The organism is Streptomyces sp. BR1, from assembly GCF_052373795.1.
Taxonomy (GTDB): Bacteria; Actinomycetota; Actinomycetes; order Streptomycetales; family Streptomycetaceae; genus Streptomyces.
Genome location: NZ_CM126252.1, coordinates 386353 through 404236 on the forward strand (window position 1 = coordinate 386353; position 17884 = coordinate 404236).

Annotated in this window: 11 protein-coding genes; 6 read left to right on the forward strand and 5 right to left on the reverse strand. The window is 69.6% G+C overall.

The window, feature by feature from the left end; genetic code table 11:
• Positions 1-4: 4 nt before the first annotated feature.
• Positions 5-8443, reverse strand: coding sequence for a DNRLRE domain-containing protein (locus ACT1U9_RS01785; protein WP_444536582.1), 8439 nt, complete (start codon positions 8441-8443; stop codon positions 5-7).
• A 399-nt stretch (positions 8444-8842) separates the two neighbouring features.
• Here ACT1U9_RS01785 and ACT1U9_RS01790 point away from each other — a divergent pair, with 399 nt between their 5' ends.
• Positions 8843-9244: a hypothetical protein gene (locus ACT1U9_RS01790; RefSeq protein ID WP_444536583.1), complete on the forward strand. Its 402-nt coding sequence runs from the start codon at positions 8843-8845 to the stop codon at positions 9242-9244.
• Complete coding sequence (locus ACT1U9_RS01795; RefSeq protein ID WP_444536584.1) at positions 9237-9854, forward strand: RNA polymerase sigma factor; 618 nt, start codon at positions 9237-9239, stop codon at positions 9852-9854. The genes ACT1U9_RS01790 and ACT1U9_RS01795 overlap by 8 nt, the downstream gene beginning before the upstream one ends.
• A 9-nt stretch (positions 9855-9863) precedes the next feature.
• Here ACT1U9_RS01795 and ACT1U9_RS01800 read toward each other — a convergent pair whose 3' ends face one another.
• Positions 9864-10829, reverse strand: coding sequence for a pirin family protein (locus tag ACT1U9_RS01800; protein WP_444536585.1), 966 nt, complete (start codon positions 10827-10829; stop codon positions 9864-9866).
• Positions 10830-10982: 153 nt separating this feature from the next.
• Here ACT1U9_RS01800 and ACT1U9_RS01805 point away from each other — a divergent pair, with 153 nt between their 5' ends.
• Complete coding sequence (locus ACT1U9_RS01805) at positions 10983-12065, forward strand: magnesium and cobalt transport protein CorA (RefSeq protein ID WP_444538981.1); 1083 nt, start codon at positions 10983-10985, stop codon at positions 12063-12065.
• Between the two features lie 161 nt (positions 12066-12226).
• A complete protein-coding gene (locus ACT1U9_RS01810; RefSeq protein ID WP_444536586.1) occupies positions 12227-13276 on the forward strand; it encodes a M4 family metallopeptidase in 1050 nt (349 codons plus the stop codon).
• Between the two features lie 67 nt (positions 13277-13343).
• Here the strand turns inward: ACT1U9_RS01810 and ACT1U9_RS01815 are convergent, their stop codons facing one another.
• The gene (locus ACT1U9_RS01815) at positions 13344-13820 is read right to left on the reverse strand and encodes a GNAT family N-acetyltransferase (RefSeq protein ID WP_444536587.1); all 477 of its coding nucleotides are present in this window, start codon (positions 13818-13820) and stop codon (positions 13344-13346) included.
• A gap of 176 nt (positions 13821-13996) precedes the next feature.
• Here ACT1U9_RS01815 and ACT1U9_RS01820 point away from each other — a divergent pair, with 176 nt between their 5' ends.
• Positions 13997-14857, forward strand: a complete 861-nt coding sequence (locus ACT1U9_RS01820) for a nuclease (RefSeq protein WP_444536588.1) — start codon at positions 13997-13999, stop codon at positions 14855-14857.
• Positions 14858-14861: 4 nt separating this feature from the next.
• Here ACT1U9_RS01820 and ACT1U9_RS01825 read toward each other — a convergent pair whose 3' ends face one another.
• Positions 14862-16295, reverse strand: coding sequence for a dihydrolipoyl dehydrogenase family protein (locus tag ACT1U9_RS01825; RefSeq protein ID WP_444536589.1), 1434 nt, complete (start codon positions 16293-16295; stop codon positions 14862-14864).
• A 137-nt stretch (positions 16296-16432) separates the two neighbouring features.
• On the opposite strand from ACT1U9_RS01825, the gene trxA reads away from it, so the two are divergent.
• A complete protein-coding gene (gene trxA, locus ACT1U9_RS01830) occupies positions 16433-16801 on the forward strand; it encodes a thioredoxin (RefSeq protein WP_444536590.1) in 369 nt (122 codons plus the stop codon).
• 30 nt (positions 16802-16831) lie between these two features.
• Here the strand turns inward: trxA and ACT1U9_RS01835 are convergent, their stop codons facing one another.
• Complete coding sequence (locus ACT1U9_RS01835) at positions 16832-17755, reverse strand: AEC family transporter (RefSeq protein WP_444536591.1); 924 nt, start codon at positions 17753-17755, stop codon at positions 16832-16834.
• Positions 17756-17884 lie beyond the last annotated feature (129 nt).

Sequence of the window (17884 nt, forward strand, 5' to 3'; positions counted from 1 at the left end):
CCCCCTAGAACCGGGACTTCAACTTCTCCCACATGGCTTGCCCATATGCTTCCGCTTCGTCCTCCAGGCCCTTCTCGGCGCCCTTGGTCGCAGCGATGATCTCCTGATGGTAAACCTCATGGTAGAAGGTGGTCACCGACTCCTGCACGCTCTGCAGCCCGAGGTTCGCGAAGCGGATGATGGGCCGCCCGCTCTCGCCGCGCACCGGGGCGTACCGCAGGGTCTTCGGATTGATCGTCATCGGGCTGTCCCCGAACGCCGGCCTGCCGTCGGACGTCGTGTACTCCGGGTCGTACTGGAGCTCGTACTTGTCGACGTCGTCGATCAGCCCCGCGCGCCCCATCGCCATCCGGAACCGGTTCAGGCTGACGATCGGCCCGTCCTTGTAGTACGCAGGCCGGCCCTTGGGTGCGCCGCGGTAGACGCCGGCGGGGATCTCGTCCGCTGCCGCCGCGGCCTGCTCGTCGGCCGCGGCCGACGAGGCGGAGGCTTCGACCGCCCCGACGTCGGCGGCCACCGACTCCTCCACAACGGCGGTCGTCCCGGCCGCCAGAGCACCGGCACCGACCGTGACGGCCGCGTCTTCGGCGCCCAGGACGGCGGCGGTGGCGCCGACGCCCTCGGCGATCGAGGCGACCGCGGCCGCGCCCACCGAGGCCTCGGCGCCGAACGCGGCGCCCTCGGCCGCGGCCGTGCCGATGGCGACCAGGCATCCGCCGACGGTCGCCACCGTGCAGACGACGGCGCCGGTCACGGCGGCGACGACCAGGCCGACACCCAGCCAGGTCTTCCAGCCGTGCCCGTTCATCTCGACGTTGCTGATCGGGTTGCCGCCCGCGAAGCCGTACGGGCTGCCGAGCGCGGAGACCCCCGCGTCCGCACCGGCACCGTTGAAGGTGTCCCGGGTGAGGAAGCGGTTGATGTTCGGGTCGTAGGAACGGGCACCCATGTTCAGGTTGCTGCTCGACACGTCGACGCGGGCCGCGTTGAACCGGTAGGCGTTGAACGGCAGCGTCGCCGTGGGCGTCGGCGGTGTGGTGGGCTGATCGGGGCCGGAGTCGGGGGTGTTGCCGTCCCCGGTATCGGCGTCGGAGCCATAGGCGGTGTAGCCGTACGTGGCGTTCGCCGACCCGGAGGTGTCGGTCAGCGCCTCCACATCGCCGTGCGAGTTGTATGTGTAGTAGTTGTCCGTGGTGGCGCCCGGACCGCCGGCGGTGTAGGTGTTGGTCATCTCCAACCGCTCGCCGGTCGGTGAGTAGTTGTAGACCTTGTCGGCGGCGATGTACCCCGTGCCGTGCTCGTCCAGGACGACGTTGCTGGTGCCGAGGTAGTCGAACTTCGAGGTCTGCGCGGTCGCCGAGCCCGCGTTGAGCGTCTCGCTCGTCGCCCGGTTCATCGAGTCGTACGCGTACTGGGTGGTGTTGGTCGTGGGGGTGTTGGTCTTGGGGTCGGTCCTCGTCGAGGACGACGACAGGATGTTGTCGTAGCCGTCGTAGACGTTCTTCTGGGCCGCGGTCCCGACATAGCCGGTGAAGTTGCCGTTGGCGATCTCGGTGAGCCGGCCCAGCGTGTCGTACTGATAGGCGCCGCTCGTGTCTGACTGGATCAGCCGCCCGCGGTCATAGGTGTAGAAGGTCTGGGGACCGCCGTTGGCCGTCTCGTCGACGATGTTGCCCGCGCTGTCGTAGGTGTAGCTCTGGTTGAACTTTCCGTCGGGGTCGTTGGTCACGCCGGTGACCTGGTTGTTGGGGCTGTAGGTGCGGTTCACCGTCCGGTTGAGCGGCGGGGCTCCGCTGCCGCGTTGCAGCGTCAGTTGATCGGAGACGATGTTGTTGTTCGCGTCATAGGCCAGTTGGTGCGTGTCGACGGTCGTGCCGGAGCCGGTGACCTCGGAGCTGGAACGCAGGGTTCCGTCCAGGTTGTAGCCGTAGCTGACCTTGTTGCCGTTCGGCTTGGTCTGGGTGGCCCGCTCACCGACCGGGGTGTAGGTGTAGCCGGTGGTCAGCCCCGGGTCGGAGAGGGACTGCTGGTTGATGACCTGCTTGAGCCGGTTCAGCGGGTCATAGGTGTAGGAGTCGATCCGGGCGTCGGTGGTCTGACCGGTCACATTGCTGTCGGCGTCGTAGTCGTAGCCGATGGTGTGTACGACCGTGGAGCCGGATGTCTCCTGCACCTGCTTGAGCCGGTCCAGGTGGTCGTACGTCTTGGTGTAGTTGCTGAACGCGGCGTTCGGGGAGATGTCGGTGATGCCCACCGTGTTGCCGTCCGCGTCGTAGTCGTAGGTGAACCAGGTGGGGTTCGGCTGCGACTCGTCGGTGTTGCGGACCAGTTCCACCGCGTCGGCGGCGACCACCGATTCGCCCAGCGGGGTGAGCACGACGCTGCCCGTGGTACCGGCGGCACCGAACGAGAAGTCGGTGCCGAGCGTCACCCACGTGCCCTGGTTGCTGCTCTGGGTCACCGTGATGTCGCTCTTCACGGGCGTACCGTTGTAGTTCACCGTGTAGCTCGCGGACTTCACGCCGTTCAGGGAGCTGTTGTTCGGCACGAACACCTTGATGGAGTACGTGCCCTGCTGTGGAACGGTGAAGTTCCAGGTCACCGGGTTGCTGGTGTTCTTGCTGACGAAGTACTTCTCCCCCTGGTAACCACTGTCGGCCTGGGTCCAGTTCAGTGTGTTCTGGGCGTTGGGCCCGGTCGAGGTGATCACCTGGTCCTGCCAGCCGGCCCCCACCCCGGTGTCGGTGAAGGACTGGGTGCTGCCGTCCGGGAAGTACGACCACGACATCTTGCGCTGCGTGGTGTTCTCCGCCGGGGTGAGGGTCCGGCTGACCTGCCGGCCCGACGTGTCGTAGTCATAGGCCGTCCGGATGCCGAACGGGTCGGTGATGCTGCGCGTCCAGCCGTTGTCGAAGTACGCGTACGACGTCGTCGCGATGGACGTGGTCGGCTGGGCGTTCGTTCCCGGATACGGCGTCACCGTCGTCCGCGTCAGGGTGCTCAGCTTGCCGTCCGGGGTGTAGCTGTAGTCGGTCACCGGCTGCTCGGCGGCGCCGTAGTTGGCGTCGCCCGGCAGGATCGCGCCGAGTTTCCTGGACACCCGGTTGTCCGCGTCGTACTGGGTGTAGGCGGTGTAGGCCCCGGCCACCCCGTTCGCGGCGGAGACGACGCCCTGCGGCGAGACCACGCTGGTGTTGTTGCCGACCTGGTCGTAGGTGTACTGCGTGGTGTTGTAGGCGAAGCTGGTCGAGCCGTTCGAGGCGTGCAGCACGGCGACCTGGGTGACCTGGCCGTCGGGGTCGAGCGTGTAGTTGTCGGTGCTGCCGTTCTGATCGGTCGTCGAGGTCTTCAACCCGTCCAGGTCGTACCCGATCGAGGTGGTGTATTTCTGCGCGTCGGTGGTGCCCGTCGGGCGATGGTCCTGGTCGAATGCGAACGTCGTCAGGTTGCCCGCGGGATCGGTGACGGACGTCTTGTTGCCGACGTCGTCGAAGCCGATGACGGTCGGCTGCTTCAGCGCGTCGGTGACCGAGGTCGCCTGGTTCTCCGCGTCGTAGCCGACCGTCGTGGTGTAGTTCGCCTGCGTCCCGCCGGGCACATTGCCCAACGGCGAGACTGTGGTGGTCTTGTTGCCGACCTTGTCGTAGCCGTAGGTGATGGTGCGGGGCGGATTCAGCGGCGAGCCGTCCGGCGGCAGCGTCGTCGAGGTGACGCGTCCGTCGGCGTCGTAGACGTGCGTGGTCACCCCACCGGTGGCCGAGGTGGACTGAAGGACGTCGTTGTCGCCGTCGTACACGGGCGCCGGGTAGGTGATCGCCGTGCCGGACGCCGTGTCCTTGGGTATCCGCGAGCCCAATTGCCGCAGGAACACGTCGTAGTCGGCGGTGGCGGTGTGCCCCAGGGGGTCGGTGGTCGACTTGACCTCACCGCGCGACCCGTAGCTGAACGTGGTGGTGTTGCCCGCGGCGTCGGTGACGGAATCGGGTTGCCCGGTGGGTTCGGGGAACTGGGTGCTGGAGTCGGGCAGGGTGTGGCTGTTGACGTAGAAGCTCGTGTGCCCGTTGGCGTCCTTGACGGACGCGAGCTGCCCGTAGATGTCGTAGGTATAGGTGGTGAGGTAGGAGTTGACCGGGGCGTTCGCGGCGGTCCCACCGGGGGCCTGGACGGTCTCCAGATTGCCGGCGTACCCGGCGGTGGCGACATAGCCGGCGTCACCGGGACTGAGCGGATAGTAGGTGTAGTGGGTGCGCCGGCCTTGCGGGGAGGTCCTGTCGGTCAGGAACGCGATGTGGCCGGACAGGGCCGGGTCGGCGCTGTCGGTGGTGGCGTAGGTGTAGGTGGTGGCGGCGGTGCCGTTCTTGACCGCGAGCGCGTCCTTGTACGAGGTGGGGTAGCCGGTGTTCTGGTCGTAACTCCACTCGTTGTGCGCACCGTTGTCCTCGGTGAGGTCGGTGACGTTGTTGTCGTCGTCCCACTTGAGGGTGGTGGTCCGGACCTGGGCACCCGCCGTGGGAGCCGGGGCGACTTCCTGGATCGGCCGACCCGCCGAGTCGGTCTCGTGAACCCACTTGCCGCCGTTGGGGTCGGTGACCGTCGAGGAAGTGGCCGCCCCGGACACCGTGCCCGGTTGTGCGTAGGCGAAGCCGGTGGCGTAGCCGTCGCGGTCGGTGACGGTCTGGGTCCACCACTTGGTCGACGAGGAATTCGGGTAGTAGGCGAGCTTCGTGCTGTTCCCGCGCGGGTCCTGGACCGCCACCAGCTTGACGTTCTTCATGCCCTGGGTGGCGTCGTAGGTGAAGTTGAACGTCTTGGCGACGCCAGACCCGGCACCGTCCACGAACCGGCCGAGCAGGCCCTGGCCGGTGTAGTAGAAGTCGACGGTCCGCCCGGAGACGTCGGTGATCGACCTGACGTGGTCGATGATCGCCGGATCGGTCAGGTTCGTGCCGCTGACCAGCGCGCCGGTCGAGTCGATGTACGAGAAGTCGTCGCCCTTGTTGTAGTAGGCCAACGTCAGCGTCTGGTTGTGCAGCGGGTCGGAGATGTGGTCGAGGAACTCCTCCGGCTGGTTCTGCGACTGCCGGGCGGTGTAGGAGAAGTCGGCCTCGTTTCCGTTCGCGTCGACCTGCGCGGTCGGATAGCCCTCACAGTCGAAGTAGTAGGTCGTGCGGTCCGGCCGGGTCATCCGCCATGCCCGGGCGTTGGTGTCCTGCGGCTTGCAGGCCGTGCCCTGGAGGAGCAGGTGCACACCCGGCGGCGGCGTCCCCGTGGTGATGTGTGTGGTCGTGTCCGTGGTCAAGGTCCACTGGTGGGCGTTGCCGGTGCCGTCCACCATCACCATCGAGGTGGGCTTGGTGGGCGGATGGAACTGCAGGGCCTGCCCCAACCGCACCGGCGCGGAGGCCTGGACGCTCCAGCCGAACCCCGTGGTGGTGTCCATCGTGGACATCGAGTTGTAGGACAGCCGCAGTGTGGTGTCGAAGCCGACCGACGGGTTGCCGAACAGATCGTCGCTCCACACCGTGTTCCCGGACGCCTCGTTGGAGTAGAGCGCGGAGCCCGAGCCCGTCGGCGTCGTCGCGTACGCGTAGAACTTCTCCAACCCCAGCTGGTTGTTGCCGCTCGGGTCGACACTGACCTGTTGCTTGAGCGAACCGATACCCGACGCGGTCGTGCCCACGGCCGCGCTTGTGGCCGCGGTGCGCCTCATCGGCGAGGCGGCGCCGGAGCCGGTGGACAGATAGGTGCCGGTGGAGCTGTCGTACATGTCCCACGCCAGCGTCACACCCTCGTCCTGGTTGCCGTCCGACACCTTCGGCGGAGTGACCTGGGCGTTGAGTGTGACGGTGTCGCCGGGGGCGAGGTCGGCGGGCAGTCCGGTCCGCAGCTGGTTGTCCGCGGTGGTGACGTCGGTGCCGTCCGGCAGCGTCCAGTGGTAGGTCAGGACCTCGTCGGCGGCCGTCCACGGGGAGCCGGTGGTGTTGTTGACCGTCACCGGGACGCTGTAGGTGGTACCGGGGGCGATGGCGGACGGGGTGGCGGGCGCGTAGTACGTCGATTCGGTGGACCTGTCGAGGTAGGTCACCACCAGGGCCGGTGCCAGACCCGGCTCGGCGGTGTTCGGCCCGGCGAAGACCGTCCGCTCCTGCGGTGCACCCGCCGACTCGTCGGCCAGCTTCACCAGCAGGCCGTCGTTCGTGCTCGGGGAGTTGATCCAGCCCTGCACGATCGAGGTGGCGTCGAGGGTCTGCCGGTGCGGGTCGTTGGTCAGGCCGGAGACGGTGCCGGCGGCGGCCGCGGTGAAGTCACCGCCCGGCTTGGTCCACGCCGTCGCTGTCGCGGCGCTGTTCCAGGTGGCCTGGGCGCCGGTGAACGGCCGGGTCAGCGCGTGCAGTTCATAGGCCGCGCCCGAGGTGGCGGTGGTGGTGCTCTCCTGCCACAGTTTCAGATGCGCGTCCAGGACGGTCGAACCGGCGGGCACCGCGGACAGCGCGGAGAAGTTGAGCACCGAACGCGCCGCGCCATAGGTGCCGGAGCTGTCGCCGACCTCCAGCCATGGCTCCGCGGTACCCGAGTTGTCCAGGGTGCCCAGCACCGTGCCCGGCTTCGCGGAGGACAGCGTCGCCGCCGACTGGGCCGGGACGACCAGCGTGGTACGGCCGGCCTTCGGCAGCCGTACCAGCTGCGTGGGCCCGGGGATGAGCGCCCCGGACTTGGTCCTGACCACGACCATGTAGTAGTAGGCGTTGCCGTACGGGTCCGGGTTGTCGGCCGCCGTCGGCACCGCGGCCGAGTCGGCGAAGCCGGTCGTACCGGGCTTGACGGGGGCGATCTCGGTCGAGGCGGACGGGGTGAAGGTCTGGTGGATGCCGCGATGCACCTCGTAGCCGGCGAGGTCGTTGCCCGAGTCGCCGGTGGTGTTGGTGTAAGCGGGCCAGGACAGCTCCGCACCGGTCGAGTGGATCACCGACGGCCGGTTCAGCGACACGCCCGGCACTCCGTAAGTGATCACGAGTTTCGGGTAGTTGACGGCCTCACCGCCGTACGCGTAGACCGAACCCTCGTAGCGGGGTCCGCCCTGGCCCAGGGTGCCCTCGTCGGCGGCCTTGAGGACGAAGCCGTTGTTCGCCGACGCCCCGCCCAGCCAGTCCTGCACGGTGGAGGTGACCGGGAAGTCGTTCCACACGCCGAGGGCGTTGGCCTCCGTTGAGGCCGTGCCCGCCACCGGGCCGCCGATGGAACGGGCGTTGTTCCAGGTGGCGGTGGCCGGGTTCCACGCCGCGTCGGCGGCGAGCACCTGCATCGGCACGTTGTGGGAGCCGGTGGTGAACGTCTGGTCGTAGTACAGCTTCAGGTCGGCCGATGTGATCGTGGTGCCGGCCGGCACCGACGGCATCGGGAATCTGATCAACGTGCGGGCGGCGCCGGTGGTCGTCGTACCCACCGACAGCCGTGAGGAGTTCGCGTAGTTCGTCGACGCCCCGTCCGCCAGGATCATCACGTTCGCCGCCTGCGACGGCGTGGGCGCGACCAGGATCGTCGGGTCGATGGTCACGGGGTAACGGCGGTGCGGGTCGGCCAGCCAGGCGGCGTCCGGGGTGAGCGACAGACGCAGGACGCCCGCTCGGGCGTCCCACGCCATCGTCTGCTTGACCTCGCTCGAATACGCCTTGCCGTACGGGGAGTTCACGTCGGCCTCGGCATCGGACATGTAGGGCGCCGGAATGGTGAACGCCGGTGTGTCCGCCTCGCCGCCGTAGAAGGCGATCGCGCCGTCCGCGAGTTGCCGGGGCGTGAACCCGGTGACCTTCAGCGAGAACGCGAACGACTCGCCGGCCGTCGGCGGCTTCGCCAGGACGATCGACTCCTTCACCCCGGAAGGGCCGGTCCGATAGCTGAGATCCGCACCCGGATACGCGCCCGGATACGTCACTCGGTTGCCCGAGACCTCCGGCTTCGACAGCGTCGCACCGTCCGCGCCCAGTTGTACGGATCCGCTGCCCTGCTCGATCCGCACCACACGGGAGGCGTTCGACGAGAAGTACGTCCGGAAGGCGTTGCCGAGGCTGCCCGCGGTGTATCCGTCATGCGCGAGCGGTTGGACCGCCACGTCGATGTCCCGCCAGACGCCCTTCTTGTCCCGGTAGTGCACCGGGACGGCCGAGACCTCCTCCTGCACGCTGCCGTCGGACATCTGGAAGAAGCCGGCATCGGCCGTACGCCGCCCCGTCAGCTCCTTGACCCGCTTGGCATGCGGATCGGTCTTCACCAGGTGTGTGCCGCGCCCGGCGGGCGGTGTCCAGGAGAACGGCGACGGCTTCGGCGCCCGGGTCCCCTTCCAGCCCCCGTCCCCTTTCGGCTGCGTGTGCACCCTGTGCTTCGCCTCGTGCGCGGACGCCATGCCCGCCGATGCCGCAGGCAGGCCGGTGGCGACCAACGCCACCGCCGCAACGCGTGCGGACCATCGATGCAGCCGACCCATCACGAACCTCCAGCATCAAGGAGCGCGTCCGTACGACGCAGCCGCCCCTAGATCCGTGACAGGGCCCGAAAGTGTCACACCACCGCTCTGACCTGCATCAGAACCGTCCCTCTCCACCCCGTGCCCCAGATACCCCCCTGGCGCGCCGCGGTGACGGAGCGCTACGCCACGCCGGGCGACGGCGTGAGAAAAGCTTCGGCAAAGGCACCGGCGTGTCGCCCTGGAACAGCCTGATTTGAACCCGGTCCGACGCTTCGGACAGGAACAGGTCGGCTAGCGAACACCTGACCTGGAGCTGTAAGCACTTGTGGTCTCACAGTAGTTACTTGTGATTCTCGATGGGGAGAAACGGGGACGAGAATGCACGAAGCGACCACCAGACGAGCAGGCCGCGCAGTCGTCACGATCACCGCCGTCACCGCTCTGTCCCTCACCGGATGCAGCAGTTCGCGCCACCAACCCGCGCCCGGTCCACCCAGTCATCGGATCGCCTTCCAGGTCGGCGGGTCCGGCACCGCGGACGTCGGCTACAGCACCGGCGCCAAGGCCGCGGCCGGCGTGGCGCGACACGCCTCCCTGCCCTGGAAGAAGACCGTACGGTCGACCGGTACCGCGTACACGCTCACCGTCGTGCTCGGCTCCGCGGGCGGCGACGCCGCCTGCTCGATCTCCCTCGACGGTCGTGAACTCACCGGCTCCACCGCGCACGGTCCGTACGGGCGCGCCACGTGCAGCACCAGAACCTCGTCGGCCGATGACTGAAGCTGCGGCCGGTGGCAGGGAGTTACCCGCGCTCGAACCGGTACGCGAGATCCGCATCCGCGAGCTCGTGATCCGCGCCCAGCACTGCGACGAGGAGGCATTCCGCGCCCTCTACCGTGCGACCGCCCCCCGCCTGCTCAACTATCTGCGCTCCCTGGTCGGTGAGAACGACGCCGACGACGTCGCGTCGGAGACCTGGGCTCGCATCGTGGCCGATCTGCACACCTTCCGTACCGACCGCAGCAGCTTTCTCAGCTGGACCACCGCGATCGCACGCTATCGTGCCGTCGATCACCTGCGCCGCAGAAATCCGACAACGCCGCAACCGCACCATCTGCTGCCCGACCGGCAGGCGGCCGACGACACTCCGGCCGACGCCGCCGAACGCATGTCGACCGCCCAGGCCCTGCACATGCTCGCCGAACTCCCCCCGGACCAGGCACAAGCGGTACTGCTGCGCGTGGTCATCGGCCTTGACGCGTCCACGGCCGGACGCATCCTGCACAAACGCCCCGGGGCAGTCCGTACCGCCGCATACCGCGGCTTGCGTGCGCTCGCCGCGCGACTGACCCCGTCCGACACCCCGGCCAGGGATATGTGCCGGACATAAAACCCCAGGTCAGCGCACCCGACCGCGCGGCTTCAACGGCACCGGCGGCAGTTCCGGCGCCGCCAGCCGCTCCCCGGCGTAGCCCTTCACCTCACCGAAGAGCGATCCCTCCATCCAGGCCGCCCGCGCCTCCTCGATTTCCGCCTGCGAACGCGCGATGTAGTTCCACCACATCACGATCTCCTCCTCGAACGGCTCCCCGCCGAGCAGCATCAGGCCAGCGTCGGAGGCGGCGCGCAGCGGGAGTTCGGTGCGGCCGCAGCCGAGGTAGAGCATCGAGCCGGGCAGCACCGGGACGCCGTCCACATGGGCCTCGCCGGACATCGACAGGACCGCGTACTCGAAGTCGGGGTCGAGCGGCAGCGCCGTCTCGGTTCCGGCGGCGAGGGTCAGGTCGGCGCCGACCAGCGGGGTGTAGGTGGTGCCTGGCGACGCCGCGCCGTCGAGTTCGCCGAGGATCACCGTGGCGGTCAGGCCGGGCGCGGTGACGACGGGCAGATCGGCGTGGTGCTGGAAGTGCGGCTCGGTGTGGCGGTGGGCGTCGGGCAGGGCGACCCAGAGCTGGGCACCGTGCAGGAAGCGGGCGTGCGGCTTGGGGCTCTCCTCGGAGTGGCTGATCGCCCGCCCCGAGGTCATCAGGCCCAGTTCGCGGGGGCGAACGGTCTGCAGGCTGCCGAGGCTGTCGCGGTGCAGCACCTCGCCCTCGTGCAGCCAGCTCACCGTCTGCAGCCCCATGTGGGGATGCGGCGGCACCTGCATACCGGGCTCGTCGGCGATGTCGTCCGGGCCGTAGTGATCGACGAAGGCCCAGGCGCCGACCATACGGCGGCCGAGGTTCGGCAGCAGCCGGCGGACCTCGGTGGACTCGCCGAGCTTGACGGTACGCGGCGACAACAGCTCTCGTACCGGCTCGGCGACGACGAAGCCGCGGCCGCCGCACACCGACAGTGTGGCTTGACGATCGAGATTGCTCATGGCGCTCAACCTATGCCCGCCGGGGCGCCGGAGGGCAGCCTCCCACGCGCCGGACGCCCCCGTCCGGCGTCCGCACCCCGGGTCCTCACCGTCCCTTCAGACACGCATGGCACACTGGCCGCCGATCCGCCGAAGGAGAGCTCAGCCGTGCCGATGATCCGCAACCTCCGCAGGGCCGTACGCCGCGCGTACCGCCGCACGGTGGACCTCAGCCACCCCGCCCGCTCGCCGCTCGGCAGCGCGGTGGTGAACTGCGTGGTCTACCGGGACGGGGTGCGCCAGCCCGGCGACTGTCCGGTGGACGAGGCCGTGCGCCGGGTGCGCCGGGCCAAGGAGGGTTTCGTGTGGGTGGGGCTGCACGAGCCGAGCGCCGAGGAGTTCGCCGGGATCGCCGAGCTCTTCGAGCTGCACCCGCTGGCCGTCGAGGACGCGGTCCGCGCCCATCAGCGCCCGCAGGTCCAGCCGTACGACGACGTGCTCTTCGCGGTGTTCAAGACCGTCGGCTATGTCGAGCACGAGGAGCTGACCGCCACCAGCGAGGTCGTCGAGACCGGTGAGCTCATGGTCTTCGCGGGGCCCGACTTCGTGGTCACCGTCCGCCACGGCAAGCACGGCTCGCTCGGCCCGCTCCGCGAGGCCCTGGAGAATACCCCCGAGCAGCTGGCCAAGGGCCCGGCCGCCGTGCTGCACGCGATAGCGGACCATGTCGTGGACGACTACCTCCTGGTCATCGACGCCATGCAAGACGACATCGACGCCGTCGAGACCGCCGTCTTCAGCGACACCTCCGGGCGCGGCGACGCGGGCCGGATCTACCAGCTCAAGCGGGAACTCCTGGAGTTCAAGCGGGCGGTGACCCCGCTCCAGCGGCCCCTGAACGACCTCGCCACCCGGCCCCTGCCGCCCGTCGACGCGGACATCCAGCCGTACTTCCGCGACGTCGCCGACCACCTCACCCGGGTCAACGAGCAGATCGTCTCCATCGACGCGCTGCTCGACTCGATCCTCCAGGCGCACCTCGCCCAGGTGACGGTGGCTCAGAACGAGGACATGCGCAAGATCACGGCGTGGGCGGCCATCGTCGCCGTACCGACGATGGTGTGCGGCATCTACGGCATGAACTTCGACAACATGCCGGAACTGCACTGGCGTTACGGGTACCCGATCTCGCTCGCGGTGATGACGCTGGCCTGCTACGCCATCTACCGGGGGTTCCGCCGCAACGGCTGGCTCTGAGCGGAGTGACGACCGGGTCCGCCGACCCTGCCGGAGCAACGGCGCGCTCCGGCGCGCGTGTTGGCGGACCGTAGAACCGGGCGCTCCGAATCCGCCACCCATTTCCGGCCAACCTGGCAACACGTATCACCGTCGCGGTGACGCTGTGCCACATTGCTCCGATGGAGAACAACACCGTGTTCTGCACGATCATCCCGCCCCATGTCCTCGACAAGCTCGCCCAGTCCGAGGACCCCGCCCACTACGAGCCGGCCCGCCGCACTCTGGAGCACGACGCGATGCTGCGCACCCAGCGCAGGATCACCACCGTGCGCGGCGTGGCCGCCCCCACCGGTACCCCCTCCGACACGCCCAACCGCACGATCTACGACGCCGGGCACCAGCAGACGCTGCCCGGCACCAAGGTCCACTCCGAGAGCGACACGCCGTCCAAGGACGCGACCGTCAACCGGGCGCACACCGGGCTCGGTGCCACGTTCGAGTTGTATCTCAAGGCGTACGGCCGGCACTCCATCGACGACTCCGGGCTGCCGCTGAACGCCACCGTCCACTACGGCGAGAAGTACGACAACGCCTTCTGGAACGGCGAGCAGATGGTGTTCGGCGACGGCGACGGCACTCTCTTCGGCGACTTCACCGTCTCGGTCGACGTCATCGGGCACGAACTCACCCACGGCGTCACGCAGTACACCGCGAACCTGGAGTACTTCGGGCAGTCCGGCGCGCTCAACGAGTCGGTCTCCGACGTCTTCGGCTGCCTCATCAAGCAGTACTCGCTGGGCCAGACCGCCGACCAGGCCGACTGGCTCATCGGCGCCGGGCTGCTCGGCCCCACCATCCACGGCACCGCGCTGCGGTCGATGAAGGCGCCGGGCACGGCGTACGACGACCCGCAGCTCGGCAAGGACCCGCAGCCGGCCGTCATGGCCGACTTCGTGCACACCAGCCGCGACAACGGCGGTGTGCACATCAACTCCGGCATCCCCAACCACGCCTTCTACCTGGTGGCCTCGGCCCTGGGCGGCAACGCGTGGGAGAAGGCCGGGAAGATCTGGTACTCGACCCTGACCGGCGGCGACCTGGCGACCGACGCCGACTTCGCCGGCTTCGCCCGCCTGACTGTCGCCACCGCCCGCAGCCTCTACGGCGACGGCAACGAGACGAAGGCCGTCCTCAGCGCATGGTCGCAAGTCGGGGTGCCCGCCTCATAGCGACACATGCGGTACGCGCGCAGGGGCCCGTCGCACTCCGTACGGTCGCGGGCCCCTGCCGGACCCCTTACGGAATCGAGAACTCCAGCTCCGGCCGGTCCCACCTGACGGCCGGCGGGTTCGCCCGGGCCGTGCCGGTGCGGATCGCGCCCACGCTGCGGTAGAAGCCCTCGGCGGGCGGGTGCGAGATCACCCGGACCCGGTCGAGCCCGGCCGCGCGCGCCCGGTCCGTCATATGGGCGATGAGCAGGCGCCCGATGCCGAGCCCCTGCGCGTCGTCGGCGACGAACATGAGGTCGAGCTCCGACGGGACCAGCAGCAGGGAGTAGAAGCCGAGCACCCGCTCGTCGGCGCCGACCGCCACGTACACCTCGTGCGCCTCGATGTAGTCGGGGCCCACCCGATAGCCCGCGACCATGTCGGCGTACGGGCCCTCGTAGGCGCGCGACGACCGTACGAGCCGGGTCAGCCGCTTGGCGTCCCGCGCGACCGCGCGCCGGACGCGCACCGCCTCGCCACCCCTGCTCGTAATGTGCGAAGTCATGAGAAGAGTATTACTCATCGCCACCCGGGCGGACAGACCGTACGCGCGACGCCGTACACCGGGATACGCGCGGCGGCTCAGCCGACCGTAAGTCTCGTGACGAGCGAGCGCCCGCCGCGCCCCGGCGCAGGATGCTGGGCGGGCCCGGTGCGCACGATGAGGAGGCCGTCGTGGGAATGCTCGTGATCGAAGGTACGTACCGGGTGACCGGTGCCCGCCCGGACGGCGACTCCGTCCGCTTCCACCCGGCCGACCCCACCCAGTGGGACCTCGTGCCCGGACCCCACCGCGTCCAGCGCAACGCCACCGGCGGGGCGCAGCTGCGGCTCGACGGGATCGACTCGCTGGAGACGCACTACATCCCGGCGCACGGCCGCGAACTGCACCAGCCGCCGCCGTTCCCGGACCAGGCGGCGGACGCGCTCACCACGTGGCTGGGTTTCACCCATGTCGAGCGCGACGCGCACGGCACGGTCACGGTGTCCGAGCCCGCCCAGGTACCGGGCTACATCCTGACCCGGGGTGCCGACCTGCACGGCCGCTGTGTGGCCCTGGCGGGCCGGGGCGCGGCCCCCGGCCCTAGCGGACAGCCGCACTTCGTGGACGCGGCACTGCTCCAACAGACCGCGAATCTCGCCCAGTTGACGGACGGCCTCGCCTACCCGACGTACTACACCAAGCTGTACGTCGAGCTGCGCGCGGCGATGACCACCGCCGTCCAGGAGGCCCGGACGGAGGCGAAGGGGCTGTGGCCGGTGGATCTGACGGCCACCGGCGCGAAGATCGACGGCCTCGCGTCGCTCACCGACAGCGCGGTCGTCCTGCCGAAGCTGTTCCGGCGCCTCGCGGACTATCTGGTGCTCGGCGCCGGAGACCCCTCGCTCGCCGGGTTCCGGGCGTTCCTGGACCAACGCGCGGACCGCGTGCTCATCGTGTCGAAGGGCCAGTTCACCACCCTGTCCAGCGTCGTGGAGGTCACCGATCAGACCGTACGGATGACGGAGCCGCCGGAGAACCTGGTCTTCGACGAGCGGTGAGTCGTCACCGGTCCCGATATGTCTCAAGGAGGCGCAGCCATACCTCGCTGATCGTCGGGAAGGCCGGTACCGCGTGCCAGAGGCGGCTGATCGGGACCTCGCCGGCCACCGCGATCGTCGCGGAGTGGATCAGCTCGCCGACGCCCGGGCCGACGAAGGTGACGCCGAGCAGCACCTCGCGGTCCAGGTCCACGACCATCCGGGCCCGGCCCTGGTAGCCGTCGGCGTACAGGCCCGCGCCCGCGACGCCGCTGATGTCGTAGTCGACGGCCCGCACCCGGTGTCCGGCCGCCTCGGCCTCGGCGAGGCTGAGGCCGACGGCGGCCGCCTCGGGGTCGGTGAAGACGACCTGCGGGACGGCCGCGTGGTCGGCGGTCGCCGAGTGGGCGCCCCAGGCGTCCGTCTCCAGAAGCGGGACCCGGGCCGCCCGCGCGGCGATCGCGGCGCCCGCGATCCGGGCCTGGTACTTGCCCTGGTGGGTCAGCAGCGCCCGGTGGTTGACGTCCCCGACCGCGTACAGCCACTCGCTGCCCGCGACCCGGCAGGACTCGTCGACGGGCAGCCACGAGCCGTGCTCCAGGCCGATGGTGTCCAGGCCGATGTCGTCGGTGCGCGGGGCGCGGCCGGTGGCGAACAGGAGCTCGTCGGCCTCGATCCGCTCGCCGTCGTCGAGCACGACCGTGACCGGGCCGCTGCCGCCGTTGCGTACGACCTCGGCGACCGACACGTGCGTACGGACGGTCGCGCCCGCCTCCGTCAGCGCCTCGGCGACCAGCTCGCCCGCGAACGGCTCCATCCTCGGCAGCAGCCCGCCGCCCCGCACCAGAACGGTGACCTCGGCCCCGAGCGCGCGCCAGGCGGTGGCCATCTCGACGCCGACGACTCCCCCGCCGACCACCACGAGCCGGTCCGGCACCTGCTGGGCGCTGGTGGCGTCCCGGCTGGTCCAGGGCCTGGCCTCGGCGGCTCCCGGCAGATCGGGGATCACCGCCCGGGTGCCGGTGCAGACGGCGACCGCGTGCCGGGCGGTGAGGACGTGGTGCTCGCCCTCGGGGCTGGTGACACTGACTTTCCGGGTGCCGTACAGCCGCCCGTGTCCCCGGAAGAGGTCGGCGCCGATCCCGTCGAGCCAGCGCACCTGGCCGTCGTCCTTCCAGTGCCCGACGTACTCGTCGCGGTGGGCCAGGACCGCCCGGGTGTCGAGGTCCCCGCCCACATACCTCTGCAGGCCCGGCACCTTGCGGGCGTCCGCACGGGCGAGCACCGGCCGCAGCAGCGCCTTGCTGGGGATGCACGCCCAGTACGAGCACTCGCCGCCGAGCAGTTCGCTCTCCACCACGGCGGCGCTCAGCCCCGCCGCCCGCACCCGGTCCGCGAGGACCTCGCCGACCGGTCCGCCGCCCAGCACCACTACGTCGTACTCCAAGGCTTCCGTCATGCCGACATTGTGGTGGCGGGTGTACGAGAGAGCCACAGGGGCAGCCGTGTGGCAGCGACAAGCGCACGGAATACGACGGCGGCGGACGCCGTTGTGCGAGGCGGCTTCATGGTGAGGCCGGAGAGAGGGAGTACCTGATGGCAACTGTGGAGCTGACCAAGGAGAACTTCGACGAGGTCGTGTCGGACAACGACTTCGTCCTGATCGACTTCTGGGCCTCCTGGTGCGGCCCGTGCCGGCAGTTCGGCCCGGTCTACGAGGCGGCCTCCGGGCGCCACGAGGACCTGGTCTTCGCCAAGGTGGACACCGAGGCGCAGCAGGAGCTCGCGGCCGCGTTCGAGATCCGCTCGATCCCCACGCTGATGATCGTCCGCGAGAACGTGGCGATCTTCTCCCAGCCCGGCGCGCTGCCCGAGGCCGCGCTTGAGGACGTCATCCGCCAGGCGCGGGCGCTCGACATGGACGAGGTCCGCAAGTCGGTGGCGGAGGCGAACAAGTCCAGCTGAGGCTTTTCAGCGGTCCGGCTCTGCCCGGCCTCAGCCGAGCTGCCACGCGATGAGCGACAGGGACACCATCGACAGCAGGGTCGAGAGCAGCACGGTGTCCCTGGGCAGCTCGGTGTCCAGGGAGTACTCGGACGCGAAGATGAAGGCGTTCTGGGCCGTCGGCAGCCCCGCGCACAGCACTACCGCGAACAGGGCGTGCCCGTCGAGCCCGAACAGCCAGCGCCCCAGTACGTAGGCGAGCAGCGGCTGGGCCGCGACCTTCAGCCCCACCAGGATCATCCGCTCGGTCCGGCCGTCGGCGTCGGGCCGGGCGCGGGCGTTCAGCGACATGCCGAGCGCGAACAGCGCGGAGGGCACGGCGGCGCCGCCGAGGATCTGCAGCGGAGAGACCACCTCGGCGGGCAGCCGCAGCCCGAACCCCGCGATCGTGAGCCCGGCGGCCGACGCCCCGATCACCGGGTTGCGCAGCGGCAGTTGGAGGATGCGCGTCCAGCGCTCGCGGGCCGCGCGCCGCACGTCCAGCTCGATCAGGACCAGGATCAGCGGCGTGATGAACAGCATCTGGAAGAGCGCGGCGGCGACGATGAACGAGGTGTCGTGCAGCACGTTCACGGCGACCGGGATGCCGAGGTTCGCCGAGTTCACATACGACGCGGCCATCGCGCCTATCGCCTGCTCGCCCCGCTTGCGGCGGAACATCCATCGGCTGACCAGCAGTCCGGCCGCGAAGACCGCGACAAGGCTGAGCGCGAACACGGCCACACCCGGCCGGGCGAGCTCGCCGGGGTGCGACCGCGACATGGTGAGGAACAGCAGCGACGGCATCGCGAAGGTGAACGCGAACCGCCCGAGGACGTGCTGCGCCTGGTCGCCGAGCACATTGAGGCGCCCGGCGCCCCAGCCGCAGGCGGTGAGCGCCCAGATGGGCAGAAATCCGGAGAGGACCGAGTGCACCGCGCAAGCATAGAGACCGATCCGAACACCTGATCCACAGGGATGGGATGCCGGATTCTGTCCCGGGAGACCACGACCCGCTCAGGGGCGCGGGGAACTGCGCGACCAGCCCAGCACGGTCCGCGCCCA

Coding starts and splice junctions, on each gene's coding strand:
- ACT1U9_RS01790 (WP_444536583.1), top strand. CDS start 8,843: ATGCACGAAGCGACCACCAGACGAGCAGGCCGCGCAGTCGTCACGATC.
- ACT1U9_RS01795 (WP_444536584.1), top strand. CDS start 9,237: ATGACTGAAGCTGCGGCCGGTGGCAGGGAGTTACCCGCGCTCGAACCG.
- ACT1U9_RS01800 (WP_444536585.1), bottom strand. CDS start 10,829: ATGAGCAATCTCGATCGTCAAGCCACACTGTCGGTGTGCGGCGGCCGC.
- ACT1U9_RS01805 (WP_444538981.1), top strand. CDS start 10,983: ATGATCCGCAACCTCCGCAGGGCCGTACGCCGCGCGTACCGCCGCACG.
- ACT1U9_RS01810 (WP_444536586.1), top strand. CDS start 12,227: ATGGAGAACAACACCGTGTTCTGCACGATCATCCCGCCCCATGTCCTC.
- ACT1U9_RS01815 (WP_444536587.1), bottom strand. CDS start 13,820: ATGACTTCGCACATTACGAGCAGGGGTGGCGAGGCGGTGCGCGTCCGG.
- ACT1U9_RS01820 (WP_444536588.1), top strand. CDS start 13,997: ATGCTCGTGATCGAAGGTACGTACCGGGTGACCGGTGCCCGCCCGGAC.
- ACT1U9_RS01825 (WP_444536589.1), bottom strand. CDS start 16,295: ATGACGGAAGCCTTGGAGTACGACGTAGTGGTGCTGGGCGGCGGACCG.
- trxA (WP_444536590.1), top strand. CDS start 16,433: ATGGCAACTGTGGAGCTGACCAAGGAGAACTTCGACGAGGTCGTGTCG.